Here is a 26221-nt window from a genome sequence, read left to right as displayed (position 1 = left end):
CGGCGATGGCCGCCTATCTACTGCGCCGTTTGTTGCTTTTGGTGCCGACTTTGTTCGGCATCATCGCGATCAATTTCGCGGTCGTGCAATTTGCCCCGGGCGGCCCGGTCGAGCAGATGATCGCGCAACTGAAGGGGCATGGCGGCGAGATGAGCGGCCGCATGACTGGTGCTGGCGGACGCGAGGCGATGCCGGGACAAAGCGGGCTCTATCGCGGCGCGAGCGGGCTCGATCCGCACATCGTCAGCGACATCCGCCGCATGTTCGGCTTCGACAAGCCGCCACTCACGCGGTTCTGGCTGATGGTGAAAGATTATCTGCATTTTGCTTTTGGCCGCAGCTTTTTTCGCGACAAGACCGTTCTGCAACTGATCCGCGAGAAACTTCCGGTCAGCGCTTCGCTCGGCGTGTGGTCGACGCTGATCGTCTACCTGGTCTCGATACCGCTCGGCATCATGAAAGCCGTCCATGACGGCAGCCGTTTTGATGTCGCGAGCAGTGTCGCGGTCTTGATCGGCTATGCCGTGCCGGGATTTCTGTTCGCCATCCTGCTCGTCGTTTTGTTTGCCGGCGGCTCGTTCGTGCAATGGTTTCCGCTGCGTGGCCTCGCGAGCGCCGGGGCGGAAAACTGGTCCTGGCCGGCGCGGGTGCTCGATTATCTCTGGCATATGGTGTTGCCGACGGTTGCGCTCACCGTCGGCGGCTTCGCGAGCCTCACCATGCTGACCAAGAATTGCTTCCTCGAGGAGATCCGCAAGCACTACGTGCTGACCGCGCGCGCCAAGGGGGCGAGCGAAAAGCGCGTGCTCTATGGCCATGTTTTCCGCAACGCCATGCTGCTGGTCGTTGCCGGATTTCCGCAGGCTTTCATCAGCATTCTGTTCACCTCGGCGCTTCTGGTCGAGATCGTGTTTTCGCTCGATGGCCTCGGCCTGCTCGGCTTCGAGAGTGCGATTGCGCGTGACTATCCGGTGATGTTCGGAACCCTCTACATCTTTACCCTGCTCGGGCTTTTGATGCAGATTCTCGGCGATCTTCTCTATACCGTCGTCGATCCGCGGATCGATTTCGAGGCCAGGCCGCGATGACCCTCTCGCCGCTCGCGCGCCGGCGCCTCGCCGCATTTCGCGCCCATCGTCGCGGCTTTTACTCGTTCTGGATTTTCGCGGCGCTTTTCGTCATCTGCCTGTTCGCGGAATTCATCGCCAATGACCGGCCGCTGGTGATCCATTTTGAAGGCCATTGGTATTTCCCGATTTTCGTTGACTACAGCGAAGATACCTTTGGCAAGGATTTCATGCCGACCGAGGCCGATTACACCGACCCCGAAATCGCCCGCGCGATCAACGCGCATGGCTGGATGCTGTGGCCGCTCATTCCCTATCATTATGACAGCATCGTCAAGGATCTGCCGCAGCCGGCGCCGGCGCCGCCGAGTTGGCGCAATCCGCTCGGCACCGACGATCAGGCACGCGACGTGCTGGCGCGGGTGATCTATGGCTTTCGTCTCTCGGTTCTGTTCGGCTTCACGCTCACCGCGATTTCATCGGCGATCGGCGTCATCGCCGGCGCGCTGCAGGGGTTTTATGGTGGCGTCGTCGATCTTTTGTTCCAGCGTTTTATCGAGATGTGGTCGGGTATGCCGCAGCTTTATCTTCTGATCATTCTCGGCAGCATCATCACCCCAGGCTTTTTCGTGCTTCTGTTTTTTCTGCTTTTGTTCAGTTGGATGAATTTGACCGGTGTCGTGCGCGCGGAATTCCTGCGCGGGCGCAATCTCGATTACGTGCGCGCCGCACGCGCGCTTGGGCTTTCCGATCTCGCCGTGATGTTCCGCCATATTTTGCCCAATGCCTTGGTCGCGACCTTGACCTTTCTCCCGTTCACCCTCTCGGGCTCGGTCACCATTCTCGCAAGCCTCGACTTCCTCGGTTTTGGCCTGCCGCCCGGCTCGCCTTCGCTCGGAGAACTGGTCTCCGAGGGCAAGAACAATCTCCAGGCGCCCTGGCTTGGCATCATTGCTTTCGCCGTCCTTGGCGGCATGTTGACGCTGCTGATTTTCATCGGCGAGGCGGTGCGCGATAGTTTCGATCCGCGCAAGACCATGACATGACCCTTCTCAGCGTCGAAAATCTCTCGGTCTGCTTCGGCGACCGCCATGTCGTCGAAGGCGTTTCCTTCGGGCTCGACCGCGGCGAGACGTTGGCCTTGGTCGGCGAGTCGGGTTCGGGCAAGACGCTCACCGCGCTTTCGCTTTTGCAATTGCTGCCACCCGGCGCGCGCAACGATGCCGGGCGTATCGTGCTTGGCGGTCAATCGGTGCTCGATGCCGATCCCGAGACGCTGCGGATGATGCGCGGCGGCGTTGCCGGCATGGTGTTTCAGGAACCGATGACCAGCCTCAACCCGTTGCATCGGATCGGCCGGCAGGTGGGGGAGGCGGTTCGCGTCCATCGCCGGATGCCGCGGGCGGCGTTGCGTGAGCGCGTGATTGCGCTGCTCGAACAGGCCGGCTTCGACGATGCGGCGCACCGGCTCGATGCATTTCCGCATCAATTGTCGGGCGGCCAGCGTCAGCGCGCGATGATCGCCATGGCGCTCGCCAACGACCCGGCACTGCTCATCGCCGATGAGCCGACGACGGCGCTCGATGTCACCATCCAGGCGCAGATTCTCGCCCTGCTCGCAGGCTTCAAAGCGTCGCGCGGCCTCGCCCTTCTTCTCATCACCCATGATCTCGCCATCGTCCGCCGCTATGCGGATCGGGTGTGCGTCATGCGGGAGGGGCGGATCGTCGAAGCCGGCGCGGCGGCGCGGATTTTCGCCGCCCCCGAGCATCCCTACACCCGCATGCTGCTCGCCGCCGAGCCGTCGGGGCCGCCGGTGCCGCTGCCCGACGCCGCCCCGGTGCGGCTCGAAGCCCGCGACGTTTCGGTGCATTTCCCAATCCAACGCGGCATTCTGCGTCGCACCGTCGGCCATGTGCGGGCGGTGGACGGGGTTTCGATCAGCGTCCGGCGCGGCGAGACGGTGGGGTTGGTCGGTGAGTCAGGATCGGGCAAGACGACGCTCGGCTTTGCCCTGCTCGGCCTCGCCCGTGCCGAAGGAAAGCTTTTGTTCGAGGGCACTGATCTCCTCGCGCTCGATCGCCGCGCCTGGCGGGCGATGCGCGCGCGCATGCAGATCGTCTTTCAGGATCCCTATGGCTCTCTCTCGCCAAGGATGTCGGTTGGCGAGATCGTCGCGGAAGGCTTGCGCGTGCATGCGCGCGAGCTTTCGCAGGCCGAGCGCATGGCGCGGGTCGCGGCGGCGCTCGAGGAAGTCGGCCTGCCGGCGGAGGCGATGCGGCGTTATCCGCATGAGTTTTCCGGCGGGCAGCGTCAACGCATCGCGATCGCGCGTGTTTTGGTCTTAAAGCCGCCGCTGGTGGTGCTCGACGAGCCGACCAGCGCGCTCGATCGCTCGGTGCAGGCGCAGATCGTCGATTTGCTGCGCGATCTGCAGCGGCGCTATCCGGTGAGCTTCCTGTTCATCAGCCACGATCTCGCCGTTGTGCGGGCGCTGGCGCATCGGGTCGTCGTGATGCGCCACGGCAAGGTGGTCGAGCAGGGGGACGCGGACAGTATTTTCGATGCGCCGCGCCACCCCTACACGCAAGCCCTGATGCAGGCCGCCTTCGACCTTGAGCCGCGCGAGGAGGCCGCTTTCGGCGACGCCGCGGGGGGGGCGTGAGGCGCGGCCCCCCGCAGCCAAGCGCGATCGATCAGTATTCCACCCCGCGTGTGCCGACATCGATCGCGTAGATCGATTTGCTCGCGGCGATGAACAGGCGGTTATGCTGATGGCCGCCGAAGCAAAGATTGCCGCCCACTTCGGGAAGCACGATGGCGCCGAGCGGGGTGCCATCAGGGGCGAAGACGCGCACGCCATTCATCGTCGGCGGCCCCCAGCCGCCGGCGCACCAGAGATTGCCGTCTTCATCGACACGCATGTCATCGGCGATGTAGGTGCCGTCACCCTTGAAATCATGGAACACGCGGTCATTGGACAATTTCCCGTTTTCGCCGACATCGAAGACGCGGATCAGGGTGTGTTTCGGGTCCGGCCCGCCGAGGATGCCGGTATCCGAGATGTAAAGCTTCTTCTCATCGGGCGAGAAGCAGAGCCCATTTGGCATCGAGAAATCACCGACCACGACGCTGAGTTGATTGCGACGCGGATCGAAGCGATAGACGTTGCGCGGCAATTCCGGCTCGGCGCGATTGCCCTCATGATCGCCGCCGATGCCATAGGTGGGATCGGTGAACCAGATCGTATCGTCGGATTTGACGATGACGCCGTTGGGCGAATTCAGGCGCTTGCCGTTATAGCTGTCAACGACGGTGATGATGCGGCCGTCATATTCGGTGCGGCTGATGCGCCGCCCGCCTTGTTCACAGGAGACCAGACGGCCCTGGCGGTCGCGGGTGTTGCCGTTCACATAACCCGAGGGGTGGCGGAAGACCGTCGTCTCCCGCGTCATCGTATTGTAGCAAAGGATGCGGTTATTGGGGATGTCGCTGAACAACAGGCTGTGCCAGTCGCCGAACCAGACCGGCCCCTCGGTCCAGACGGCGCCGGTGAAAATGCGTTCGATCGAGGTCGTGCCGGCATTGTATTTGGCGAAACGCGGATCGAAAACCTCGAACGCCGGATCGGGATAGATCACGGTCGTTGGATCGTTCCAGTCGCGCGGCGGCGGCATGGTGCCGGCGGGATCGCTTTGCGCCCGCGCTGGCCCGCCGACGGCAAGGCCCGCGAGGCCGACGGCGCCCGCGCCGAGGCCACGCAGAAGGCTGCGTCGTTCTACCGATGACATGGATTTTCCTCCTGGTTGGTTCTTACGAACAGGTGATTTATACCCCCGTTCGGTACCCGTGGATAGAACGACATACCTCCCCCGCTTTTCGCGCATGAAGGGGATGGATTTCGCCACCGAACCATGCCAAAGCGAGCGCCATGAGCACCGGAAACATCGATCTTGAGATCGCGCGCGCAACGCCGCTCCGCCCGATCGCCGACATCGCCGCCCGCCTCGCCATTCCGGCTGAGGCGCTCGAGCCCTATGGGCGCACCAAGGCGAAAATCGGGTTCGATTTCATCGACGGGCTTGCCGCGCGGCCGAACGGCGCGCTGGTCCTCGTCGTCGGCATCAGCCCGACACCGGCCGGGGAGGGCAAGACCACGACCTCGATTGGGCTCGCCGATGCGCTCAATGCCAGCGGGCGGCGGGCGGTGCTTTGCCTGCGCGAGCCGAGCCTTGGCCCGTGCTTCGGGCAAAAAGGCGGTGCGACCGGCGGCGGGCGGGCGCAGATCGCGCCGATGGCGGACATCAACCTCCATTTCACCGGCGATTTTCACGCAATCACCGCGGCGAATAATTTGCTCGCGGCGATGATCGACAATCATGTCTATTGGGGCAACGAAGCCGGCCTCGATCCGCGCCGCATCACCTGGCGCCGGGCGCTCGATGTCAATGACCGCAGCTTGCGCGCGCTGGTTGCGGGCCTCGGCGGTGTCGCCAACGGCACGCCGCTCGAGACCGGGTTCGACATTACCGTCGCCTCGGAAGTGATGGCGGCGTTTTGTCTCGCCGCCGACCGCGCCGATCTGCAGGCCCGCCTCGGGCGGATGATCGTGGGCGCGCGGCGCGATGGCAGTTTCGTCACCGCATCCGATCTCAAAGCCGCTGGCGCGATGGCGGCGCTATTGCGTGAGGCCCTCATGCCCAATCTGGTGCAGACGCTGGAGCACTCCCCGGCTCTGGTCCATGGCGGGCCGTTCGCCAATATCGCGCATGGCTGCAACTCGGCGATCGCGACCCGGCTCGGCTTGAAGCTCGCCGATTTCGTCGTCACCGAAGCCGGCTTTGGCGCCGATCTCGGCGGCGAGAAATTCCTCGACATCAAATGCCCGAGCGCCGGTCTTGCGCCCGATTGCGCGGTGATCGTCGCCAGTCTCCGCGCGCTCAAGATGCATGGCGGGCGGGCGCGCGCCGAACTCGGCCGCGAGGATCCCGCCGCCGTCGCGGCGGGGGCGGCCAATCTGATCCGCCATATCGAGAATATGCGCGGCTTCGGGCTGCCTGTCGTGGTCGCGCTCAACCATTTCCCCGGCGATACCGGGGCGGAGTTCGAGGCGCTGCGAGAGGCCTTGGCGCCGCACGCTATCGAGCCGGTGCGCTGCACGCATTGGGCGGAGGGCTCGGCCGGGGCGGCGGCGCTGGCGGAAGCGGTCGCGGCGGCGGTCGCCGGCAAAACCGCGCGCTTTCGCCCGCTCTATGCGCCGGCGCTACCGCTTGCCGAGAAGCTCCGCACCATCGCGACCAAAATTTACCGCGCCGCCGATATCGCGCTCGCGGCGCCGGCGCAAAAGCGCTTGGCGGCGTTCGAGGAAGCGGGTTTTGGCCATTTGCCGATCTGTGTTGCGAAAACCCAATATAGTTTCAGCGCCGATCCGACCCTGCTCGGCGCCCCGAGCGGGCATGTCCTGCCGGTTCGTGACGTGCGGCTCGCCGCCGGCGCCGGCTTCGTCGTCGCGCTCGCCGGCGAGATCATGACCATGCCCGGGCTTCCCCGCCATCCCGCCGCCGAACATATCGGCCTCGATGAACGGGGCGAAATCGTCGGTCTTTCCTGAGGGGGGCTTTCCTCACAGCCCGAAATACGCGCGGTGCAGCCGGTCATCGGCCATCAAGGTCGCGACATCGCCGGAAAACCCGGTGCGGCCGCCTTCGAGGGTGATCACGTGCTCGGCGAGATCGAGGAACTTGACGTTCTGCTCGGCGATCAAGAGGGCAAGGCCATCCTGGTGGAACTGCCGCAAAATGGTGATCACCTGGCCGACGAAAAGCGGCGAGAGCCCGGCCGAGGGCTCATCCATCACCAAAAGCCGCGGCGAGCCGGCAAGCGCCTTGGCGATGCCGAGCATTTTGCGTTGCCCGCCCGAGAGACTGCCGGCGGCGGCCGAGCGGCGGGCGGCGAGGTCGGGGAACGCGTCATAGAGGATGTCAAGCCGCCGCCGAAGCGCTGCCGGTTGCGCGAACTGGCCGCCGATCGCAAGGTTTTCGGCGATGCTGAGGGCGGTGAAAACGCCGATTTCCGACATATAGGCCATGCCTGCGCGCACCCGCCGGTCGCTTGGCCAGAGGGTGATATCGCTGCCGGCGAAAGAGATCGTGCCACGCCAGGCCGGCATCAGGCCGAGCAGCACTTTCAAGGCGGTGGTCTTGCCGGCGCCGTTCGGCCCAAGCAAGACGACGCTTTCGCGTGCGCCGACGGCGAGTTCCGCGCCCCATAGCACCTGGACCTTGCCATAGCCGCTCTCGATGCCACGCGCGGCGAGGAGGGGAGGATCAGCCGGCATGGTCGCTCCCGAGAAAAACCCGCACGACTTCGGGCTCGCGGGTGGCGGCGGCGAGCGTTCCCTCGAAAATCTCGCGCCCGGCATTCATCACGATCACCCGATCGGTGAGCCGGTCGAGAAAGCTCAGCAGATGCTCGACGACGAGGAGCGCCATGCCGTCGCGGGCCAGCGCCGCGAGGCGTTCGGCCATGCGGGTCAGCTCCGCCGGGTTGAGCCCGGCGGCGAGTTCATCGACGAGCAAAAGCCGCGGCCCGGTCGCCAGCGCGCGGGCGAGATCGAGCTGTTTTTGCTGGGCGCTGTTGAGATCCTCGGCGCGCCGGTCGGCGAGATGATCGAGTTCGAGCATCGCGAGCAACGCCGCGAGCGAAACGGTCTCCCCCGCGCCGTGGCGGCGGCCATAAGCGGCGGCGAGCGCGACGTTCTGGCGCACGGTCAGCGACGCAAAGGGACGCGGCGATTGGAACGTGCGGTTGATGCCAAGGCGCGCGCGCCGGTGCGGGGCAAGGCCGCCGAGCCGCTCGCCCGCAAAACGCACGGCGCCACCATCCGGCGGGTAAAGGCCGGAGATGGTGTTGATGCAGGTGGTCTTGCCCGAGCCGTTGGGGCCGACGAGGCCGAGCACTTCGCCGGCCCTGAGCGAAAAACTGACGCCATCGAGGGCACGAAACCCGCCGAAGCGCTTGACCAGGCGATCGACGGCAAGGAGCGGCGGCGGCTCAGGGGACATCGATCCCCCTCCGCTGCAACAGCGAGGCGAGGCCACGCGGCAGGAACAGCACCAAGCCGACGATCAGCGCGCCATAGATGAGCTGGAAATATTGCGGCACCGAGATGCCGATCAGGTTATAGAGCCCATAGAGCAAGAGGACACCGGCGATCGGCCCGGTGAGCGTCGCGGCTCCGCCAAACAGCGTGAACACGATGGCAAAAATCGAAAACGACAGATCGAAGGCGGTTTCGGGATAGAAGACCGAGATGTGCCAGGCGAATACCCCGCCCGCGAGGCCAGCGATCAGCGCCGAGATCAGCCAGGCGATGATGCGCGCCGATACCACCGGAATGCCGGCCATCGCCGCCGAGACCGGATCGTCGCGCCCAGCCTGAAGGGCGAGGCCGAAACGGCCATGGCGGAGCCAGGCGACGAGGGCGAAAACCCCGGCGAGGATGAGAAGGGCGGCGCCATAGCTCAGGCGCGGCGCAAACACGCTGGCGAGCGAGACGCCATAGGGGCCCTTGGTGATCTCTTGCAGCGCCGGATTGGCGATGACCTGATAGACCGCTTGCGCTGCGGCAAGATTGGCGATCGCGAAATAGGCGCCGGAAAGCCGCAAAAGCGGCGTCAAAATCATCGCCAAGACGATGGCGGCGAGCCCGGCGAGGGCGAGGGCGAGCCCCGGCGGTGCCGCGAGATGCATCACCGCCAGCGCAAACCCATAGGCGCCAGCGCCGAAAAACCCGACATAGCCGAACGGCAGATAGCCGGTGAAGCCGTAAATCGCGTTCAGCCCCTGCGCCAGGATGAGGAACAGGACGAAGTTGAACAGCAGCAATTGATTGGCATAGATCAAGGGCAGCAGCGCGAAGATCACGACCACCGGCAGCCCAACCGCGAGAAAATCGCGCACGGCTCTAGGCAAGCCGCACCCGCCGCCCGAGCAATCCGGTTGGCCGCACGAGCAAAACCCCGATCAGCAGAAGATTGGGCAGAAGATCGGCCCAGGCGCTGGCATAGGTCTGCATGAGGAGCAACCCGACGCCATAGATCAAGCCGCCGGCGACGGTGCCGAGCGGGTTGCCGAGCGAGCCGACGATGATCACCGCGAACGCCGCGAGATTGACGCTGGTGCCCATCGCCGGGGTGACGCTGCCGAGCATGAACGGCGCGAACACGCCGGCGAGCCCGGCGAGCGCGAGCCCGATCGCGAACGCGCGCGCCGAGATGCGATGCATGTCGATGCCACTCGCCAGCGCCTCCTCGCGGCTCGCCATCACCGCGCGCGTCAAAAGCCCGCTCCGCGTGTGATAAAGATAGAGATAGAGCGCGAGCACCGCGGCCGCGGCGATGGCGCCGCCGATCACCCAGGCGCGCGACAGGGTCTCGCCGAGCAGGTGAAACGGCCCGATGCCGAGCACCCGCCCGGGGATCGAACGCTCGGACGAACCGAACGCGATCGCCGCCAACGCCTCGATGATCTGCTGGATGCCGAAGAAGAGAATGAGCGATAGCATCTCGGCATCTTTGGCGAGGGCGAGACGCGGCACGACGAGATAATAAAACGGCAAGCCGAGCAGGAAAAACCCGACGATCACCACCGGCGCCGCGATGAAGGGAGAGAGGCCAAACAGGTGGAACAGAAAAAACGCGGCATAAGCGCCGAGCATCAAAACGTCGCCATGCGCGAGATTGACGATGCGCATGACGCCGAAAACGAGATTGAGCCCAAGCCCGACCAGGGCGAAATAGCAGCCATAGATCACCCCCCCGAGCAGCGCGTGCGCCAGCATCGCGGCGATCAGGGCGCGGCGAGATGTGGCTTGGCGGTCGCGAGATCGGGCGGATAGACGACGCCGAGCTTGCCTGAGGCATCGAACTGGCCGATTGGCGTCAATTCGCCGATCTGCGCGCCATCGTCACGCAGTTCGAAGGTGCCGACCAGGGTTTTGAGCTTTCCCGAAAGCCCGAAGATGGCGCGGCGGAGATCGGGCTGGGCGAGGCTGTCGGCATGCGCCAGCGTCTCGCCGACGACGAGGCCGGTGACGTGTCCGGCGATCGCGTTCCAGCCGAATTCGACCCCGCCTTCGCCATAGGCTTTCTCGAACGCCGCGCGCAATTCCTCGACCGTCATGCCGACTTCCGGCTTGAGCGTGAGGCCGAGGGCGGTGACATAGGAGAAGATGCCGGCCAAGCCCTGCGCCCCGACATTCTTGAGCAGGACATTGGTCTCGATGCCGGGATAGAGGGTGAAGACGGCTTTGAATTTCTGCCCCGATTCCTGAAGATTGCGCAAAAACGCGATATCGTTGCCGACATAGCCGAGTTCGAGCACGATATCGGGGTTGGTCGCCGCGATATTGTCGATCAGCACGGCGTAATTAGAGGTGCTGGTCGGCACCCCCTGGTCGAAGACGATTTCGACCGGCGAGCCTGGTTCTTTCAACGCGGCGCGGATGGCATTCGCCTGGGTTCCGGTGAAATCATTGGTGGAATAAAGCAGGGCGACACGCTTGAGGCCAAGCTTGGCGCCGTCGCTCTTCAAAAATTCCCAGAGATAACGCGGCCAGACGGTGGACACCGGATCGGCGAGCAGCGCGATATAGGGATTGTCTTTGCTGAAGAACGCAGCGCCCGTGCCGGTCGGGTCGAACAGAAACATTTTGTGCTCGCGCGCGATCGGCACCGAAACCGCGGTCAGCACCGAGCCCGAATCACAGATCAGAAGATCGACCTTGTCCTGGGTGATGAGCTGATTGGTGAGCGTTGCGGCGGTGCCGGGATTGCTCTGGTCGTCATAGGAAATCAGCTTGAGCGGGATTTTCTTGCCATAGGCTTTGACGAAAGCGCCGCCATTGGCATTCTGCTGATCGACCCAGAGTTTGAGGGAGAGATAGACCGGCATCGAAATGCTGGCATAGGGGCCGGAGCCGGCGTGGAGATGGCCGATTTTGATCTCCGCCGGCGCCTCGTCGGCGCGCGCGCCGCCGGCCAGCACCGATGCGACCAAGACGGCGAAAACCGCCAAGCCATACCGCCATTGCCGCAACGCTGCCATGATAGCCTCCCCCGATCTCTTCCTTTGCCCGGGAAACTAGGGCGTGGCGCGATAGGGGTCAATGCGAGCCCGGTCACACCGAAAGAGGCGCGGATCAGGCGACAAATTCGCTTCGAGCCGTTAGACTTGTCGCAAGGCTGCTTGAAAGCACCAGAAAACCACGGAGGAATGTCCATGCCGATGAGCCGCCGCGCCGCCCTGACCGGCGCCCTCACCCTGGTTGCCGCCGCGCGCGGCCGCGCCGCCGAGACGCTCAAGATCGGCATGGTCTCGCCGCTCACCGGCCCCGCCGCCGAGCCCGGGCGCATTCAGCTCAACAGCGCCCGCCTCGCGATGGACGAGGTGAACCAAGCCGGCGGCGTGCTCGGCCGGCCGGTCGAATTGATCGTGGAAGACGACCAAACGACCAACCCCGGCGCGGTGCTGGCCTTCAGCCGGCTCGCCAATCGGGGCGATTGCGTCGGCTATATCGGCTCCATCCGCTCGACCCAGATGCAGGCGATGGCGCCCGATATCGCCCGCGTCGCCCGCCCGGTGATGTTCGGCGGCACCGACCCGACGCTGACCCATAGCGGCAATCCGTGGCTGTTTCGCTGCCGCCCGAATGATCTCTACTCCGCCCGGGTGATCGCCGATTTTGGCGTGAACGACCTCAAAAAACGCAAATGGGCGGTGGTCTATTCAACCGATGCCTTCGGCGCGAACGGCATGAAGGCGCTGGTCGCAGCCCTCGACGCGCTTGGCGTTGCGCCGGTTCTGGTCCAGGGCTACGCCAATCAGCAGCCGGATTTCACCCCCGTCGTGCTCGCCGTGCGCGGCTCGGGGGCTGACATCATGGGAAGCTATTTCACCTTCGAGCCGGATCAGGCGGTGTTTGCCCGCCAGGTGCGCCAGCTCGGCCTTACTATCCCCTGGGTCGGCTCACCCTCCATCGCCTCGCCGGTGACGCTCCATCTCGCCGGCCCGGCGCTTTGGGGGAGCTATGGCATCGCCGATTTCAACGTCGATTCGAGCGCCGCCGCCGGCGCTTTCGCCGCCGCCTATGCCCGCGCCTATGGCGGCGCGCAGCCGGATAATGGCTGGACCTATGACGGGATGCACATCCTCGCCCGCGCGATCAACGCCGCCGGCAACACCGATCCGGCGGCGATCCGCAGCGCCATCCTCGCCATCCGCGGCTATCCGGGCGCCGAGGGCGTCTATAATTTCGACGCCAACGGCGATGGGCTACACGGCTATAACGTCGTGCAAAACGAGAAGGGGAAGCTGAAATTCATCCGCCATGTCGAGTTCCCGGTTGCGGGCTGAGCCGCCGCCTCAGCCCCGCGCGCGGCGGCGGAAAGCCGCGAGGCCGAGCGCGCCGGCGGCGAGGAGTGAGAGGCTGGCTGGCTCGGGAACGGAGGAGGACGGATTGGCGATGGCGATGAATGCCGGCCCATTCAGTCCGGAGACGAACGACGAGTCCATCGCCCCGGTGCTGAGATTGTATTCCCCGATCGTGTTGGCGCCGACATTGGTAACGAAGAGGTTTGATCCCGACACAGCGACGCCGAACGGCCCGAGCTGCCCCGAGATCAGGGAAGCATTGGTCGCCGACCCGTTCACGGTACTATATTCCCCGAACGCGTCGGCGCTGAAATTGGCGACGAAGAGGTCCGATCCCGACACCGCGACGCCGTTCGGGAAGCTCAGCCCTGAGACCAGGGTACCGTTCACCGTGTTCCCGGAGGTAGCGTATTCCCCGATCGTGCCGGCGGCGGCGTTGACGACGAAGAGGTCCGGTCCCGACACCGCGAGGCCGTACGGGAAGCTCAGCCCCGAGACCAGGGAAGCGTTAATCGCCGCCCCGGTAGTGGCATTGTATTCCCCGATCGTGCCGCCAAGGAGATTGGCGACGAAGATGTCCGATCCCGACACCGCGAGGCCCTCCGGGGAGTTCAGCCCCGAGATCAGGGATGCGTTGATCGCCGCCCCGGTGCTAGCGTTGTACTCCCCGATCGTCCCGGCGGTGGAATTGGCGACGAAAAGATCCGCTCCTGACACCGCGATGCCGACCGGGCCGCTCAGCCCGGAGACTAGGGATGTGTTGATCGCCGCCCCGGTTGCGGCATCGTATTCCCCGATCGTGTTGCCGTTATAGTTGGTAACATAAAGATCCTCCCCGGCCTTCGCCTCGGACGAGGCCGCCACCGCCAGCACGATGGCGGCGGCAAGAAGTGCTTTTCGGCGCATGTTTGTTCCCTCGCTTCCACCCGTGGGTGCCGACGCGGCCCAACCACGCCGCTCTTAATATTAACGAGAAGTAAGCATTTGCCGGACCCTGCGGGTCAAGGCCTATCTGCCAACAAAAATCACAAGGCCGCGAGACGCACCCAGACCCTGAGCACCACGGCGAGCAGGAGGGCGCCGCCGTTGACAGGACGAAAACTTACCTCGACAAAGCCTCGGGTTCCGGTGAAGGACGATCGTCCGGCGGAACCGCATAACGGAGTGCAGACGTCATGATTTCCCCCCGTGGCCGCCATTTCTTCGCCAATCCCGGCCCGACCAACATCCCCGACAGCGTTCTCTTGGCGACCGCGCATGCTTCGGTCGATTTCAACGATCCGGCGTTTTTTGCCGTCTATGAGGCGGGGCGCGCCGGCTTGCAGCGCGTCTTACGCCAAGACAGCGGCGAATTGTTCCTCTATACCGCCTCGGGCCACGGCGCTTGGGACGCGACGCTGGTCAATCTCTTCTCGCCCGGCGACCGGCTGCTGATGATCGCCTCCGGCTATTTTTCGGACAGTTGGGCGGCGATGGCGGCGCGCCTTGGCCTCACCGTCGAGACCGTTGCCGCTGACTGGCGGCGCGGCGCCGATATCGCGGCGGTCGAAAAAGCCCTCCGCGCCGATGCCAAGGGCACGATCCGCGCCGTCTGCGCCGTCCATAACGAGACCTCGACCGGGCTCGTTTTGCCGCTGCCGGCAATCCGCGCCGCGATCGATGCCGCCCGCCATCCGGCGCTGTTCCTCGTCGACACCATTTCCTCGCTCGGCAGTTTCGATTTCCGCATGAGCGAATGGGGGATCGATGCCGTGGTCGGCGGCAGCCAGAAGGGGCTGATGCTGCCCGCCGGCTTGAGCTTCACCGCGGTCTCCGAGCGCGGCATGGCGGCGCATCGCGAGGCGGGGCTCGCGCGCGGCTATTTCGACTGGACGGCCATGCTGTCGCGCCCGCACAAGAGCTTCATGGGCACGGTTCCGGTGACGTTCTTTTATGGTCTGCGCGAAGCCCTCCGCCTGCTCGAGGAGGAGGGGCTAGAGAACGTCTTTGCCCGCCATCATCGCCTCGCAGGCGGGGTGCGCGCTGCGGTCCGCGCCTGGGCGGGCAATCACGGCCCCGAGCTTTATGGCATCACTCCGGAGCGGCTCTCTGATTCCGTCACCACCATCCTGATGCCGGAAGGGTTCGACGCCGAGGCGGTGCGCGCCATCGCCCGTGAGCGTTTCAATGTCTCGCTCGGCGGCGGCCTTGGCGCGCTCGGCGGCAAGGTTTTCCGCATCGGCCATCTCGGCGACCTCAACGAGGCGATGGTGATGGGCACCCTCGCCGCAGTCGACATGAGCCTCACGCGCGCCGGCGTCCCGCATGGCGGCGGGGCTCTCGATGCCGCCATGGCGTCATTCGCGGAATGAGGTGAGCGGCGCTGGGCGGGCCCTGAAGGATCGCGCGTGTCGCGTTTTTCACGAGCACTCGCTCTTTGTTTTCAGTGGCCTTCCGCCGACATCACCGGCGCCGCCCGCACCGCGTTCCGCCCCGCCTGCTTGGCGCGATAGAGGGCGGCGTCGGCGCGGGTGATCACATCACTGGGATTGACCGCGAGCTGTGGCGACACCGCGGCAACGCCGATGCTGACGGTGACCACGCCATCCTGGCCGCGGCCCTGATGCGGCAGCCGCGCCGCCGCCACGGCCGTCCGGATACGCTCGGCGATACCCTCGCAGGCGTCGAGATCGAGACCCGGCAGCACGGCAAGGAATTCTTCCCCGCCATAGCGGGTGATCAGATCGATCCCAGCCCGCATATGCTGGCGCAGCAGCGTCGCGACGGCGCGCAGACAGGCATCGCCGGCGGGATGGCCGTAATGGTCGTTATACATTTTGAAAAAATCGATATCGATGACGAGCACGCCGACCGGCGCCGGCGCCATCGCCGCGTCCGCACGCGCATCCCAAAGCTCCGCGAGCCGGGCGGCGAGCATGCGGCGATTGGGGAGACCGGTCAGCGGGTCATGATAGGAGAGCCGTTCGAGCTGGCGGTTGGTCTCGCTCAGCCCGATCCCGAGCAGCCGCTCACGCAGGCCGAAAAGATAGGACCGGCGCAATTGCCGCTCCAGGCGATGATTGGCGACCAGGGTGAGAACGATCGCGGCCCCGACCAGCATCGTCGTATAGGTCGCGATCGGCCAGCCGAGCATCGGTGGCGCCCGCATCGCGGCGATGAAAATGGCGAGCGTGCCGAGCGAGCCCGCCAGCGCATAGCCGAAGCGGAGATGGAGCACGGTGTTGGCGAAGGCAATGATGACGATCAGGCCGAACATCACCGGCAGCCGCACCGGCGCGGGCACGATATGGGTGAAATAGGCGACGCTGGCGGCAGCGACCAGGGTTACCAGGGCGGCGGCGACTTCACGCCGGAATTTCGGCGGCTCGCGCCAGATATAAGCCGCGAACAATAGCCCGAGCGGCGTGACGATCCCAAGCTGCACCCAAGCCATTTCCCGGGCATGGCTGAAATTCAGAATGACGTCGTCGAGGATGAAGGAATCATAGAGCAAGACCCCGAGCAGCAGGCTCGAGGCCAATTGGCGGCAGCGATCGCGGCTGGTATCGCGTTCGAAGGCGTCTTCCAGCGGCGGCGGGAAGGTGAGCCGCCAGCCCGGCGCGGCGAGCGCGCGATCGGCAAATGTCAGCAGATCGGCGCCGTCATCCCCCCAGTCGCCGCTCATCGTCCGGCGCCCCCTATTCCAGGCCGAGCGCGCGCAGCCGCGCCGTTTCCTCGTCCCAACCGGGCCGCTCCTTGACATGCAGGAAAAGATGCACCGGCTTCTCCCAAAGCGCGATCAATTCGGCGCGGGCGCGGCTGCCGATGGCACGGATGCGCCTTCCCTGCTCGCCGATCAGGATCGCTTTCTGGCCGGCGCGCGCGACATAGATCACCGCCTCGATCCGCACGGCGCCGCCGGCGAGGGTGCGGAAACTCTCGGTCTCGACGGTTACCGCATAGGGGATTTCGTCTGAGGTCTGAAGAAAAATCTGCTCACGCACGATTTCCGCGGCAAGCAGCCGGTCCGGGAGATCGGTGAGATCGTCATCGGGATAGAGATGCGGCCCGGCCGGCATCGCGTCCGCGAGGGCGGCGCGCAATGCGGGGACACCATCGCCGGTCGCGGCCGAGATCATGAACACCTGCTCGCAGGCGAGCACATCGGTCAGCGCCGCCGTCAGCGGCAATAATTGCGGTGCGGCGACGAGATCGACCTTATTCAGCACCAGCCAGCAGCGCCGCTTTTTCGCCGCTTCAGCCAGCCCCGCCGCGATGGCGCGCACACCCTCGGTGAGACCGGCGCGGGCATCGACCAAGAGCAGCACGATATCGGCGTCCGCCGCCCCGCTCCAGGCTGCGTCCACCATCAGCCGGTCAAGGCGCCGGCGCGGCGCGAAAATCCCGGGGGTATCGACGAGCAGGATCTGCGCCGCACCCTCTTGCACGATGCCGAGGACCCGAAAGCGCGTCGTCTGCGCTTTCGGCGTGACGATCGAGAGCTTGGCCCCGGCGAGGCGGTTGAGCAACGTCGATTTGCCGGCGTTCGGGGCGCCGACGATCGCGGCATAGCCGCAGCGCGAGGTCATTCTTGGCTCCACGGTGAGATCACGGCGCAAGCCGGCTCAAAAGATCGGCGGCGGCGGCTTGCTCGGCCGCCTGCTTGGTTCCCGCCCGGCCATGGCCCGCCATCGGCGGATCGGCGGCGATGGTGACGGTGATCGCGAATTCCGGGGCATGCGGCGGCCCGTCGCGGCCGCTGACGCGATAGGCCGGCAGCGGCAGGCCGCGCGCCTGCACCCATTCCTGCAACGCGGTCTTGGCATCCTTGGGGGGCGCGCCTTGCGCTGCCATCATCGGGGCGTAAGCGGCGCGGACGAAATCGCGCGCAACCGTCAGGCCGCCATCGAGATAAAGCGCGCCGATCACCGCCTCCATCGCATCGGCCAGCACGCTCGCCCGCTTGCGCACCCCGGCGCGCGCCTCCCCCGGCGCCACCGCGAGCACCGCCGGCAGCGCCAGGCGCGCCGCGATCGCGGCCAGCACCGGACCCGAGACGAGTTGGGCGAGACGCCGCCCGAGCGCCCCCTCGTCCTCACGCGCGAAACGCTCGGCGAGCCATTCCGCGACCAAAAGGCCGAGAACACGATCGCCGACGAATTCCAGCCGCTCATTGGACGCCATGCGATGCCGCCCGCGCAGCGCCGAACGATGGGTCAGCGCTTCGGCCAGCAATTCCGGGCGCGCGAAACGGTGGCCAAGGATCTCAGCCGCCGCCGCCAGGCGCTCGTCATCGCTCAATGGATGCTGGTGAACAGCCGGCTCCAGCGGATCTCGAACGGCCATTCCCAAATCTCCCACCACGGCGCCTCGGCATCGATCGAGAAGAACAGGAATTGCGCCCGCCCGACCAGATTTTCGACCGGAATGAAGCCGACCGCGTTCAAGACCCGGCTGTCGAGGCTGTTGTCGCGGTTATCCCCCATCGCGAAGACATAGCCCGGCGGCACCAGATATTCCTGGGTGTTGTCGAGCGGCCCATCATCGGAGGCTTTGAGGATTTCATGGCGCACACCACCGGGCAGCGTCTCGATATAGCGCTTATAGACCATGCTCGGCCCATCATCGGTGACGGTATAGGTGCCGTCCGGCTCGCGTGGCACCTCGGTGTCGTTGATATAGAGGTGCCCCGCGCGCATTTGGATGCGGTCCCCGGGCAGACCGATGATGCGCTTGATGTAATCGGTCGAGGTGTCACGCGGCAGCTTGAAGACGACGACATCGCCGCGCTCGGGCAAGCGCCCGAAAATCCGCCCGGAAAACAGCGGCGGCGATAGCGGGAAGGAGAAATGCGAATAGCCGTAGCTGAATTTCGAGACGAAGAGATAATCCCCGACCAGCAGCGTCGGAATCATCGAGCCTGAGGGAATGTTGAACGGCTCATAGGCGAAGGTACGGATGCCGAGCGCGATCAGCGCGGCATAGACGATGGTCTTGACGTTGTCGATCAGGCCGCCGGGTTTGCTTTGCGCCATGCGTGGGGATTCCGTTCCGGTCAAAAAGGCGGGCGGATCAAGCCGTCCGCCCATGCCCCTGTCAAGCCGTCATGCATCAAGCCGGGCGGGTGCGGCGCCGCGATGTCGTCATCGGCTCAGGCCACGGGGTCTGCGGAAATGATCACCTGGGCGAAGGCGTAGGGGTATTCGTCGGTCATGGAAAGCGCGATCTTAGCCTGCATTCCCGGGGGGGTGAGGGCCGCGAGCCGCGCCGCGGCACCACCGGTCAGCGCCAGCGTCGGCTGGCCGGAGGGAAGATTGACGACGCCGAGATCGGCCATGAAGACGCCGGCGCGAAACCCGGTGCCGAGCGCCTTGGCGCAGGCCTCCTTGGCGGCGAAGCGCTTGGCGAAGGTGCCGGCGGCGAGCGCCGGGGCGCGGCGGGCGGCGCGCCGGCGCTCGGTCTCGGTGAAGACGCGGCGCAGAAAACGCTCGCCATGGCGCGCCAGCACCGCCTCGATGCGCCTGATGTCGCAGAGATCGGTGCCGAGGCCGAGGATCACGCGAAACCCCTCACGCCCGCGCGCGCTCCACCTCGGAGATCCCCTGGATTGCCCGCAGGCCAGCGATGACATGCGAGAGATGGCGGAGATCGCGCACCTCGACATCGACCAGGAACTCGCAAAAATCCTGCTGGCGATTGACGGTGTGGAGAGTAACGACCTTGCCGTCCTGTTTGACGATGGCATTGAGAAGATTGTTCATGGCCGCCGGTTCGCTGCCGGTAATCACGCTGATGCGCCCGATATGCATGCCGGATTTGTCGCGCCCGAGGGCAGCGAGGTCCCAGTCGACATCGATGAAGCGCTCAGGGGTCGCGGCGAATTGCTCGAGCGTCTGGCAGGTCTTGGTGTGGATCGTGACCCCCTTGCCGGTGGCGATGATGCCGACGATCGGTTCGCCCGGCAGCGGATGACAGCAGCCAGCGAAATGCACCGCCATGCCGGCAATGAGGCCGGTGATCGCCATGCCCGGATCGGCGGCGGCGCTGGTATGGCGCGGCGCGCGGTCGGCAAGGCTCGGAACCATGCGCGGCGGGCGCGAGGCCTCGCGCAATTGCGGATAGGCGGCGTGGACGACTTCCTTTGGCCCGATCGCGCCGGCGCCGACGGCGATGAAAAGATCCTCGAGGCTGGCCTGCTTTAAGGCTTTGAGCGTGGTCTCGAGGGTTTTCTCGCTGCCGTCCACCCCTTCCTGGCGGAAGGCGCGAACCAGCATGGCGTGGCCCTCATCCCGGTTCTGCTGGCGCTGCTGCTGATGGACGAAGCGGCGGATGCGCGCCCGCGCCTTGCCGGTGACGCAGAAGCGCTCCCATTGCGGCGACGGCGTGCCGCCGCGCGCGGTCATGATCTCGACCTGGTCGCCGTTCTGAAGCTGATAGCGGAGCGGCACCAACCGCCCGTTCACCTTGGCGCCGACGCAGGTATCGCCGACCTGGCTATGGACGGCATAGGCGAAATCCACCGCCGTCGCCCCGCGCGGCAGCGGGATCAGCTTGCCCTTCGGGGTGAAGCAGAAGACCTGATCTTCATAGAGTTCGAGCTTGGTGTTTTCCAGGAACTCGTCGGGTGCGGCGGAATCCTCGAGGATTTCGAGCAGATCCTGAACCCAGCGGAATTGCTGCACCTCTTTGAGATTGGCGGGCTCGGCGCTGCCGGCGGCTTTGTAGGCCCAATGGGTCGCAACACCGTTTTCGGCGATCTCGTGCATCGCGCGGGTGCGGATCTGCACCTCGATCTTCTGGTTGCGCGGGTGGCGCAGCGTGACGCCGGTATGGAGGCTCTGATAAAGGTTCGATTTCGGGGTGGAAATATAATCCTTGAAGCGCCCGGCGATCACCGGATAGGCGGCATGGACGGCGCCAAGCGCGGCGTAGCAAGCTTCGCGTGTCGGCACCACGATGCGGAACGCCATGATGTCGGAAAGCTGCTCGAAGCTCACCTTGCGGCGCTGCATCTTCTCCCAGATCGAGAACGGCGATTTCTCGCGCCCGGTGACCTCGAGCACGGGAACGCCGGCGGCCTCGCAAATGCTGCGCAATTCGCGCCGCACCTCCTCGATGACGTCGGCCCCCTGGCCGCGGAGGAAATTGAGCCGGGCCTGGATGGTTTCATAGGCGGCAGGCTCGATCTGAGCGAAGGCGAGGGTTTGCAGCTCGGTCTTGACCTGATCCATGCCGATCCGCTCGGCGAGCGGGGCATAGATTTCCATCGTCTCGCGGGCGATGCGCTCGCGCCGGGCGGGGTCGCGCACGAAATGGAGGGTGCGCATATTGTGCAGCCGGTCGGCGAGCTTGACCAGAAGGACCCGGATATCCTTGCTGATCGCGAGCACCAGCTTGCGGAAATTCTCCGCCTGCTTGGTGCGGTCCGATTGCAGTTCGAGCCGGGTGAGCTTGGTCACGCCGTCGACGAGACCGGCGACATCGGCGCCGAAACGGCTGCCGATCTCGGCGAGCGTCGCCTTGGTGTCCTCGATCGTGTCGTGCAGCAGGGCGGTGCAGAGGCTCGCGGTATCGAGCTTATAGCCGGCGAGAATGGTCGCGACCGCTAGCGGGTGGGTGATGTAAGGATCGCCATTGTCGCGGCGCTGCTCGGCATGGGCGGCGCTCGCGAAGTCATAGGCGGCGGCGATCAGCGCGCCATCGGCTTTGGGGGCATAGCGGGTGACGCGGCGGATCAGTTCCTCGACCGGGGACAGCCGCGCATGGCCAGGGAGTTGGGCAAAAGGTTGCGAAAAGCCGCCTTCCGGGAGGCGCGGGAACGCCGGGATGATGCTACCGCCGCGATACCCTGCCACCGCCCGGCTCCTTCGGCTGCCGCCTAGCGGCGGGGACGCCCGGAAAGCTCGGCCTCGATCGCGGCCTCGAGATCGCTCGGCGACAGATCGTCGCCATCGAGCGGCAGATTGCCCAGCTCCTCGTCGGCGGCAACATCCTGGAGGCCGAAAATATTCTGCTCGGTCGGGATCAGATCCGCAACCTCCTCCTCGGCCGGCTCCGGCTCCGGGGCGCGGGCCAGAGAGCGGATGAGATCGCTCTCGAGCTTGCCGGTATCGATCGTTTCCTCGGCGATCTCGCGCAAGGCGACGACCGGATTCTTGTCGTTGTCGCGGTCGATGGTCAATTCCTCGCCGCGACTGAGATTGCGCGCCCGCTGCGCCGCGAACAAAACCAGCTCGAAGCGATTGGGGACTTTTTCGACGCAATCCTCGACAGTCACGCGTGCCATACGGGCATGCTCCACGCTGCAATGGTTGGGGATAGCGAGATTTAGGCGCGCGGGAGACGAATAGCAAGCCAAAAGCGCCAATCGGCCGCGGCCGGCCCGCGCGCGGGTGGCCAAATGCGCAAGACGCGTCTAGGCTCCCCCGCGATACCAAGGCCCCGATGCCAAGGAGAAAGAGACGTGGACGAAGCCCCGACGCCCAATGAAGCGCAATGGCGGAACTGGAACGAGATCTCCGGGCCGAAATGGGTGCGCGCGGCGGCGGTGATGGAGGGGCGCCTCGCGCCGGTCAATGACCTGCTGCTCAGCGAAGCCGCGCCGCGCCCCGGCGAGCAGGTCCTCGAGATCGGCTGCGGCGCCGGCGCGACCACGCTTCGCCTCGCCGCCGCGGTCGGCGCCACCGGAGGCGTCCTTGGCGTCGATATTTCGGCGCCGATGCTGGCGCTGGCCGAGAGAAGCCTCGGCGAGGCCGGGGCGGCCCAGGCCAAGCTCCTCGCCGCCGACGCCCAGATCCACCCTTTCCCCGCTGGCGCCTTCGCGCTGGCACTCTCGCGCTTTGGGGTGATGTTCTTCGCCGATCCCATTGCCGCGTTTCGCAACATCGCCGCCGCCCTCGCGCCCGGTGGGCGCCTGGTCTTTGCCGCTTGGGCCGGGATCGAGGCCAATCCGCATTGGGAGATCCCCTACGCGATCGCGCGCCGCCATCTCGGCCCGCCCAAGCCGCGTCCGCCGCGAAGCCCCGGGCCACTCGCCTTCAGCGACGCCGATTATGTCCGCGACATCCTTGCCGCTGCGGGTTTCGAGGCCATCACCGTCACCCCCGTTGCGGTCACGCTGGCCGGCCGGGGCGCCGCGGAAGAAGCCGAACTCGCAACCCTGTTCGGCCCCTCCGGCGCCTTGGTCGAGGAAAAACGTCCCGATGACGCGCTGCGGGCGACGCTGCACGAAGAGATGACGGCGGCCTTCGCGCGCTTTCCGACCCTTCCCGGCGGCGGGCTCGCGCTGCCGGCGACCGTCATGATGGCTTCGGCGCGGCGACGCTGACCTCTCTTGCCGGCAGCGGCAGCGATGCTGGCCTTCCTTGAACCCCCGAACGATCCGGCGCATATCGGGGGCGCGAAAGGAGGACATCGACACCCATGACCGAGACGGCATCCCAGGCTCCTGGCCAAAGTGAGGAGCGGCATGATTTCAGCGCCGAGGTCGGGCGGCTGCTCGATCTCGTGGTCCACGCGCTTTATTCCGAGCGCGAGATTTTTCTTCGTGAATTGGTCGCCAACGCCGCCGATGCGCTCGACCGCCGCCGCTTCGAGGCGTTGACTGAGCCGTCGCTGGCGTTGCCGGACGGGGCGAAGATCCGCATCCTGCCCGACAAGCCCGGCCGCCTCCTGACCATCTCCGACGACGGCATCGGCATGTCCCGCGACGATCTGATCACCCATCTCGGCACCATTGCCCGCTCCGGCACCCGCGCTTTCAGCGCCGAGATCGCCAAGGCACGGCCCGAGGAGCGGCCGACCCTGATCGGCCAGTTCGGGGTCGGCTTTTATTCCGCCTTCATGGTCGCCGAGCGCGTCGAAGTGATCTCGCGCCGCGCCGGCAGCGAGGAGGCCTGGCGCTGGCATTCGGAAGGGCGCGGCGAATTCGCCCTCGCCGCCGCCGCGCGCGAGACGCCGGGGACCGACGTCATCCTCCATCTCAAAGCCGACGCCGAGGAGTTCCTCGACCCGGTGCGGCTCGAGGCGATCGTGCGCAAATGGGCCGATCACATCACCTGGCCGGTGACGATTGCGCGCGACGGCAAGGATCTCCCCGCCAACGAGGGCACGGCGCTCTGGCGCAAGCCCAAGGCCGAGATCAGCGAACAATCCTATACCGAATTCTATCGTCATCTCGGCCATCTCTTCGATAAGCCCTGGGCGACGCTGCATTGGAAGGCCGAGGGCGCGATGGAGTTCCACGCCCTCCTCTTCATTCCCGAGATGCGACCTTTCGCGGTGGTCGAGGAGGAGCGCGCCTCGCGCGTGCGGCTCCATGTGCGGCGCATGTTCATCACCGACGAGGCCGGCCTGCTGCCGAGCTGGCTGCGCTTCGTGCAAGGCGTCGTCGATACCGAGGATCTGCCGCTCAATGTCTCGCGCGAGATGCTGCAATCGACCCCGGTGCTGGGGCGGATCCGCAACGCGCTGACCAACCGGGTGCTGACCGAACTCAAGACCCGCGCCAAGGACGATGAGGGTTACGAAAAATTCTGGGAGAATTTCGGCCCGATCCTCAAGGAAGGGCTATGGGAGGATCAGGCGCACCAGAAGGATATCCTGCCGCTCGCGCGCTTTCGCACCACCGCGAACGAAGGCTGGACCTCGCTTGCGGATTATGTCGCGCGCATGAAACCCGGGCAGGAGGCGATCTACTTCCTCGCTGGGGAAAATGTCGCGGCGCTGCGCCGCGCCCCGCTGCTTGAGGGATTCCGCGCCGCCGGCGTCGAGGTGCTGCTGCTCGCCGACTCGATCGATGCGTTCTGGCCCGATCGCTGCGCGAGCTTCGAGGATAAGCCGATCCGGAACGCAATCCGGAGCGGCGAGGATCTCGCCAAGCTCGCGCCCGCGCCCGATGCGCCGGCTGCCGATGTCAGCGCGCTCGCGGCCGCGCTCAAGACCGCGCTCGGGGACGGGGTTTCGGACGTGCGCGCCTCCGAGCGGCTGGTCGAAAGTGCGGTTGCCCTCGCTCCCGGCTTGGCCGGCGGCGATCTCTTCCGCGAGCGGCTGATGCGCCGCGCCGGGCGCGATTTCCCGGCGCCGCCGCCGGTGCTCGAAATCAATCCCCGCCATCCCCTGATCACGGCGCTTGCGGCGCGCGGCGAGAGCAGCGATCTCGCCGAGATTGCGGCGACTCTCCTCGATCTCGCGCGCGTGCAGGAGGGCGAGACGCCGGCCGATGCCGCCGCCTTCGCGCGCCGCGTCACCGCGCTCATGGCCGGCGGGCTCGCACCGGCGCCGGCGGCATGAGCCCGCCGATCGATCTCGCCCTCGCCGACGATGGCGCGCCGGCGCTGCCGCTTTACGCGGTGGCGCCGGCGGGGCTCGCCGCACTCCGCGATGAGCTTCCCGAGGTGGCACGGCGCTACCTCGAGGCCACCGGCTTCGCCGCCAAGGCGGGAGAACTCTCCCTCCTTCCCGGCGAGGGAGGGCTTTCGGGCGCGGTGCTCGGCCTTGGCGAGAGCGTTGCCGACGACGGTGTTTCGCCCACCGGCATATCACCCTGGGCGTTTGGCGATCTCCCCTTCCGCCTGCCCGAGGACACGCTCTGGCGTCTCGCGCCGGGTGATTATGATCCCGGGCGCGCGGTCCTCGGCTTCGCCCTCGGCGCCTATCGCTTCACGTCCTTCAAGCCGCCCGCGCGCAAGCCGGCGCGGCTGGTGGCGCCGGCCGGCACCGAGGCGTCGCGGGTCGCGGCGGAGGCGATCATCATGGCCCGCGATCTCGTCAACATGCCGGCCAATCATCTCGGGCCGGCTGAACTCGCGAACGCGGTCGCGGCACTCGGCAAAGCGTTTGGCGCGAATGTCGAGATCATCGCCGACCACGCGCTCGAGGCCGGCTACCCGGCGCTGGCGGCGGTCGGGCGGGGGGCGGCGCGGGCGCCACGGGTCGCCATTCTGCGTTGGGCGGGATCGCGGGCGGCGCCGGATGCGCCGCTGATCGCGCTCTGCGGCAAGGGGGTCTGTTTCGACAGCGGCGGCTATGATCTGAAGCCGTCGGCCGCCATGCTGCGGATGAAAAAGGATATGGGTGGCGCCGCGGTGGTGATGGCGGCGGCGCGGATGATCATGGCGGCGGATCTCCCGGTGCGGCTCGCGCTGCGCGTCGGCTGCGTCGAAAACAGCGTCTCTGGCGCGGCGATGCGCCCGCTCGACGTGCTCGCGACCCGCAAGGGTCTCACCGTCGAAATCGGCAATACCGATGCCGAGGGGCGGCTGGTGCTCGCCGATCTGCTCGCCGAGGCGTGCGAGGAGGCGCCGACCCTGATCATTGATTGCGCGACCCTGACCGGTGCGGCACGCTCGGCCCTCGGGCCGGATCTGCCGGCGCTTTTTAGCAATGATCAAATCTGGGCGGAACGGCTGCTCGCGGCCGGTAAAGCCTGTTGTGATCCGCTCTGGCAATTACCACTCTGGGCCGATTACGGCACATGGCTTCGCAGCCATGTCGCAGATTTGAACAACATTGCGGGAAATACACATGGAGGTGCGGTCGTCGCGGCGTTATTTCTTGAACGGTTCATTGCGACGGGCGTGCCCTGGGTGCATATCGACCTCTATGCTTGGAACGACTCAACACGCCCTGGCCGGCCCGAAGGCGGCGAAGCCCAAGCCGCCCGGGCGATCGCCGCCGCGGTCAGCTTGCATTTTTCTGGCTAGCATTTCTCCGGCCAGGCCAAAGGCGACCAAAAGAAGGAT

Annotated in this window: 23 protein-coding genes; 9 read left to right on the top strand and 14 right to left on the bottom strand. The window is 66.0% G+C overall.

Going from position 1 to position 26221, the window contains the following annotated elements; all coding sequences use genetic code 11:
• The first annotated feature begins 5 nt into the window (after positions 1 to 5).
• From DEF76_RS17515 to DEF76_RS17505, 3 genes are read left to right on the top strand one after another with little or no spacing between them, the layout of a single operon-like run.
• On the top strand, positions 6 to 1088 hold the full coding sequence (locus DEF76_RS17515; protein ID WP_114913390.1) for a microcin C ABC transporter permease YejB: 1083 nt from the start codon (positions 6 to 8) through the stop codon (positions 1086 to 1088).
• On the top strand, positions 1085 to 2113 hold the full coding sequence (locus DEF76_RS17510) for an ABC transporter permease (protein ID WP_114913389.1): 1029 nt from the start codon (positions 1085 to 1087) through the stop codon (positions 2111 to 2113). The genes DEF76_RS17515 and DEF76_RS17510 overlap by 4 nt, the downstream gene beginning before the upstream one ends.
• A complete protein-coding gene (locus DEF76_RS17505) occupies positions 2110 to 3732 on the top strand; it encodes an ABC transporter ATP-binding protein (RefSeq protein ID WP_114913388.1) in 1623 nt (540 codons plus the stop codon). The genes DEF76_RS17510 and DEF76_RS17505 overlap by 4 nt, the downstream gene beginning before the upstream one ends.
• Positions 3733 to 3763: 31 nt before the next feature.
• On the opposite strand, the gene DEF76_RS17500 is transcribed toward DEF76_RS17505, so the two are convergent.
• Positions 3764 to 4858 (bottom strand): SMP-30/gluconolactonase/LRE family protein, encoded by a 1095-nt coding sequence (locus DEF76_RS17500; protein ID WP_205216051.1) that lies wholly within the window; start codon positions 4856 to 4858, stop codon positions 3764 to 3766.
• A 140-nt stretch (positions 4859 to 4998) separates the two neighbouring features.
• Here DEF76_RS17500 and DEF76_RS17495 point away from each other — a divergent pair, with 140 nt between their 5' ends.
• Positions 4999 to 6678 (top strand): formate--tetrahydrofolate ligase, encoded by a 1680-nt coding sequence (locus tag DEF76_RS17495; RefSeq protein ID WP_114913387.1) that lies wholly within the window; start codon positions 4999 to 5001, stop codon positions 6676 to 6678.
• 12 nt (positions 6679 to 6690) lie between these two features.
• Here DEF76_RS17495 and DEF76_RS17490 read toward each other — a convergent pair whose 3' ends face one another.
• The 5 genes from DEF76_RS17490 to DEF76_RS17470 are packed head-to-tail and all read right to left on the bottom strand — an operon-like array spanning position 6691 to position 11174.
• Positions 6691 to 7404 (bottom strand): ABC transporter ATP-binding protein, encoded by a 714-nt coding sequence (locus DEF76_RS17490; RefSeq protein WP_114913386.1) that lies wholly within the window; start codon positions 7402 to 7404, stop codon positions 6691 to 6693.
• Positions 7394 to 8131: an ABC transporter ATP-binding protein gene (locus DEF76_RS17485; RefSeq protein ID WP_114913385.1), complete on the bottom strand. Its 738-nt coding sequence runs from the start codon at positions 8129 to 8131 to the stop codon at positions 7394 to 7396. The genes DEF76_RS17490 and DEF76_RS17485 overlap by 11 nt, the downstream gene beginning before the upstream one ends.
• Entirely contained in the window at positions 8121 to 9041 is a 921-nt protein-coding gene (locus tag DEF76_RS17480; RefSeq protein ID WP_114913384.1) for a branched-chain amino acid ABC transporter permease, read from the bottom strand. The genes DEF76_RS17485 and DEF76_RS17480 overlap by 11 nt, the downstream gene beginning before the upstream one ends.
• Entirely contained in the window at positions 9034 to 9909 is an 876-nt protein-coding gene (locus tag DEF76_RS17475; protein WP_114913383.1) for a branched-chain amino acid ABC transporter permease, read from the bottom strand. Before DEF76_RS17475 ends, DEF76_RS17480 begins: the two co-directional genes overlap by 8 nt.
• An 8-nt stretch (positions 9910 to 9917) precedes the next feature.
• The gene (locus DEF76_RS17470) at positions 9918 to 11174 is read right to left on the bottom strand and encodes an ABC transporter substrate-binding protein (protein ID WP_114913382.1); all 1257 of its coding nucleotides are present in this window, start codon (positions 11172 to 11174) and stop codon (positions 9918 to 9920) included.
• A gap of 174 nt (positions 11175 to 11348) precedes the next feature.
• On the opposite strand from DEF76_RS17470, the gene DEF76_RS17465 reads away from it, so the two are divergent.
• Positions 11349 to 12482, top strand: a complete 1134-nt coding sequence (locus tag DEF76_RS17465; protein WP_114913381.1) for an ABC transporter substrate-binding protein — start codon at positions 11349 to 11351, stop codon at positions 12480 to 12482.
• 9 nt (positions 12483 to 12491) lie between these two features.
• Here the strand turns inward: DEF76_RS17465 and DEF76_RS17460 are convergent, their stop codons facing one another.
• Positions 12492 to 13406 carry a Vgb family protein gene (locus DEF76_RS17460; protein WP_114913380.1) on the bottom strand — a complete coding sequence of 305 codons (915 nt, stop codon included), beginning with the start codon at positions 13404 to 13406 and terminating at the stop codon, positions 12492 to 12494.
• Between the two features lie 269 nt (positions 13407 to 13675).
• Here DEF76_RS17460 and DEF76_RS17455 point away from each other — a divergent pair, with 269 nt between their 5' ends.
• On the top strand, positions 13676 to 14851 hold the full coding sequence (locus DEF76_RS17455; protein WP_114913379.1) for a pyridoxal-phosphate-dependent aminotransferase family protein: 1176 nt from the start codon (positions 13676 to 13678) through the stop codon (positions 14849 to 14851).
• A gap of 71 nt (positions 14852 to 14922) precedes the next feature.
• On the opposite strand, the gene DEF76_RS17450 is transcribed toward DEF76_RS17455, so the two are convergent.
• The 7 genes from DEF76_RS17450 to rpoZ form a co-directional block, all read right to left on the bottom strand.
• The gene (locus DEF76_RS17450; protein WP_162800735.1) at positions 14923 to 16164 is read right to left on the bottom strand and encodes a GGDEF domain-containing protein; all 1242 of its coding nucleotides are present in this window, start codon (positions 16162 to 16164) and stop codon (positions 14923 to 14925) included.
• 13 nt (positions 16165 to 16177) lie between these two features.
• On the bottom strand, positions 16178 to 17068 hold the full coding sequence (era, locus tag DEF76_RS17445; RefSeq protein WP_114913377.1) for a GTPase Era: 891 nt from the start codon (positions 17066 to 17068) through the stop codon (positions 16178 to 16180).
• Positions 17069 to 17087: 19 nt separating this feature from the next.
• Positions 17088 to 17825, bottom strand: a complete 738-nt coding sequence (rnc, locus tag DEF76_RS17440) for a ribonuclease III (RefSeq protein WP_114913376.1) — start codon at positions 17823 to 17825, stop codon at positions 17088 to 17090.
• Complete coding sequence (lepB, locus tag DEF76_RS17435; RefSeq protein WP_114913976.1) at positions 17777 to 18514, bottom strand: signal peptidase I; 738 nt, start codon at positions 18512 to 18514, stop codon at positions 17777 to 17779. The genes rnc and lepB overlap by 49 nt, the downstream gene beginning before the upstream one ends.
• Before the next feature lie 116 nt (positions 18515 to 18630).
• Positions 18631 to 19038 carry a holo-ACP synthase gene (gene acpS, locus DEF76_RS17430; protein ID WP_114913375.1) on the bottom strand — a complete coding sequence of 136 codons (408 nt, stop codon included), beginning with the start codon at positions 19036 to 19038 and terminating at the stop codon, positions 18631 to 18633.
• A gap of 10 nt (positions 19039 to 19048) precedes the next feature.
• Positions 19049 to 21334, bottom strand: a complete 2286-nt coding sequence (locus DEF76_RS17425; protein WP_408842379.1) for a RelA/SpoT family protein — start codon at positions 21332 to 21334, stop codon at positions 19049 to 19051.
• Positions 21335 to 21357: 23 nt separating this feature from the next.
• Positions 21358 to 21765 carry a DNA-directed RNA polymerase subunit omega gene (rpoZ, locus tag DEF76_RS17420; RefSeq protein ID WP_114913374.1) on the bottom strand — a complete coding sequence of 136 codons (408 nt, stop codon included), beginning with the start codon at positions 21763 to 21765 and terminating at the stop codon, positions 21358 to 21360.
• 177 nt (positions 21766 to 21942) lie between these two features.
• Between rpoZ and DEF76_RS17415 the strand changes: the two genes are divergently transcribed.
• The 3 genes from DEF76_RS17415 to DEF76_RS17405 all read left to right on the top strand — a co-directional run bounded on the left by DEF76_RS17415 (position 21943) and on the right by DEF76_RS17405 (position 26182).
• Positions 21943 to 22806, top strand: coding sequence for a class I SAM-dependent methyltransferase (locus DEF76_RS17415; RefSeq protein ID WP_162800734.1), 864 nt, complete (start codon positions 21943 to 21945; stop codon positions 22804 to 22806).
• Positions 22807 to 22901: 95 nt separating this feature from the next.
• Positions 22902 to 24770 carry a molecular chaperone HtpG gene (gene htpG / locus DEF76_RS17410; protein ID WP_114913372.1) on the top strand — a complete coding sequence of 623 codons (1869 nt, stop codon included), beginning with the start codon at positions 22902 to 22904 and terminating at the stop codon, positions 24768 to 24770.
• Positions 24767 to 26182, top strand: coding sequence for a leucyl aminopeptidase family protein (locus tag DEF76_RS17405; protein ID WP_114913371.1), 1416 nt, complete (start codon positions 24767 to 24769; stop codon positions 26180 to 26182). Before htpG ends, DEF76_RS17405 begins: the two co-directional genes overlap by 4 nt.
• The last annotated feature ends 39 nt before the right edge of the window (positions 26183 to 26221 follow it).

The sequence above is a fragment of the Acidibrevibacterium fodinaquatile genome, assembly GCF_003352165.1.
Taxonomy (GTDB): domain Bacteria; phylum Pseudomonadota; class Alphaproteobacteria; order Acetobacterales; family Acetobacteraceae; genus Acidibrevibacterium; species Acidibrevibacterium fodinaquatile.
The sequence above is the reverse complement of the archived record's forward strand: the minus strand, read 5'-3'. Positions and strand labels throughout refer to the sequence as shown.

Coding starts and splice junctions, on each gene's coding strand:
- DEF76_RS17515 (WP_114913390.1), top strand. CDS start 6: ATGGCCGCCTATCTACTGCGCCGTTTGTTGCTTTTGGTGCCGACTTTG.
- DEF76_RS17510 (WP_114913389.1), top strand. CDS start 1,085: ATGACCCTCTCGCCGCTCGCGCGCCGGCGCCTCGCCGCATTTCGCGCC.
- DEF76_RS17505 (WP_114913388.1), top strand. CDS start 2,110: ATGACCCTTCTCAGCGTCGAAAATCTCTCGGTCTGCTTCGGCGACCGC.
- DEF76_RS17500 (WP_205216051.1), bottom strand. CDS start 4,858: ATGTCATCGGTAGAACGACGCAGCCTTCTGCGTGGCCTCGGCGCGGGC.
- DEF76_RS17495 (WP_114913387.1), top strand. CDS start 4,999: ATGAGCACCGGAAACATCGATCTTGAGATCGCGCGCGCAACGCCGCTC.
- DEF76_RS17490 (WP_114913386.1), bottom strand. CDS start 7,404: ATGCCGGCTGATCCTCCCCTCCTCGCCGCGCGTGGCATCGAGAGCGGC.
- DEF76_RS17485 (WP_114913385.1), bottom strand. CDS start 8,131: ATGTCCCCTGAGCCGCCGCCGCTCCTTGCCGTCGATCGCCTGGTCAAG.
- DEF76_RS17475 (WP_114913383.1), bottom strand. CDS start 9,909: ATGCTGGCGCACGCGCTGCTCGGGGGGGTGATCTATGGCTGCTATTTC.
- DEF76_RS17470 (WP_114913382.1), bottom strand. CDS start 11,174: ATGGCAGCGTTGCGGCAATGGCGGTATGGCTTGGCGGTTTTCGCCGTC.
- DEF76_RS17465 (WP_114913381.1), top strand. CDS start 11,349: ATGCCGATGAGCCGCCGCGCCGCCCTGACCGGCGCCCTCACCCTGGTT.
- DEF76_RS17460 (WP_114913380.1), bottom strand. CDS start 13,406: ATGCGCCGAAAAGCACTTCTTGCCGCCGCCATCGTGCTGGCGGTGGCG.
- DEF76_RS17455 (WP_114913379.1), top strand. CDS start 13,676: ATGATTTCCCCCCGTGGCCGCCATTTCTTCGCCAATCCCGGCCCGACC.
- DEF76_RS17450 (WP_162800735.1), bottom strand. CDS start 16,164: ATGAGCGGCGACTGGGGGGATGACGGCGCCGATCTGCTGACATTTGCC.
- era (WP_114913377.1), bottom strand. CDS start 17,068: ATGACCTCGCGCTGCGGCTATGCCGCGATCGTCGGCGCCCCGAACGCC.
- rnc (WP_114913376.1), bottom strand. CDS start 17,825: ATGGCCGTTCGAGATCCGCTGGAGCCGGCTGTTCACCAGCATCCATTG.
- lepB (WP_114913976.1), bottom strand. CDS start 18,514: ATGGCGCAAAGCAAACCCGGCGGCCTGATCGACAACGTCAAGACCATC.
- rpoZ (WP_114913374.1), bottom strand. CDS start 21,765: ATGGCACGCGTGACTGTCGAGGATTGCGTCGAAAAAGTCCCCAATCGC.
- htpG (WP_114913372.1), top strand. CDS start 22,902: ATGACCGAGACGGCATCCCAGGCTCCTGGCCAAAGTGAGGAGCGGCAT.
- DEF76_RS17405 (WP_114913371.1), top strand. CDS start 24,767: ATGAGCCCGCCGATCGATCTCGCCCTCGCCGACGATGGCGCGCCGGCG.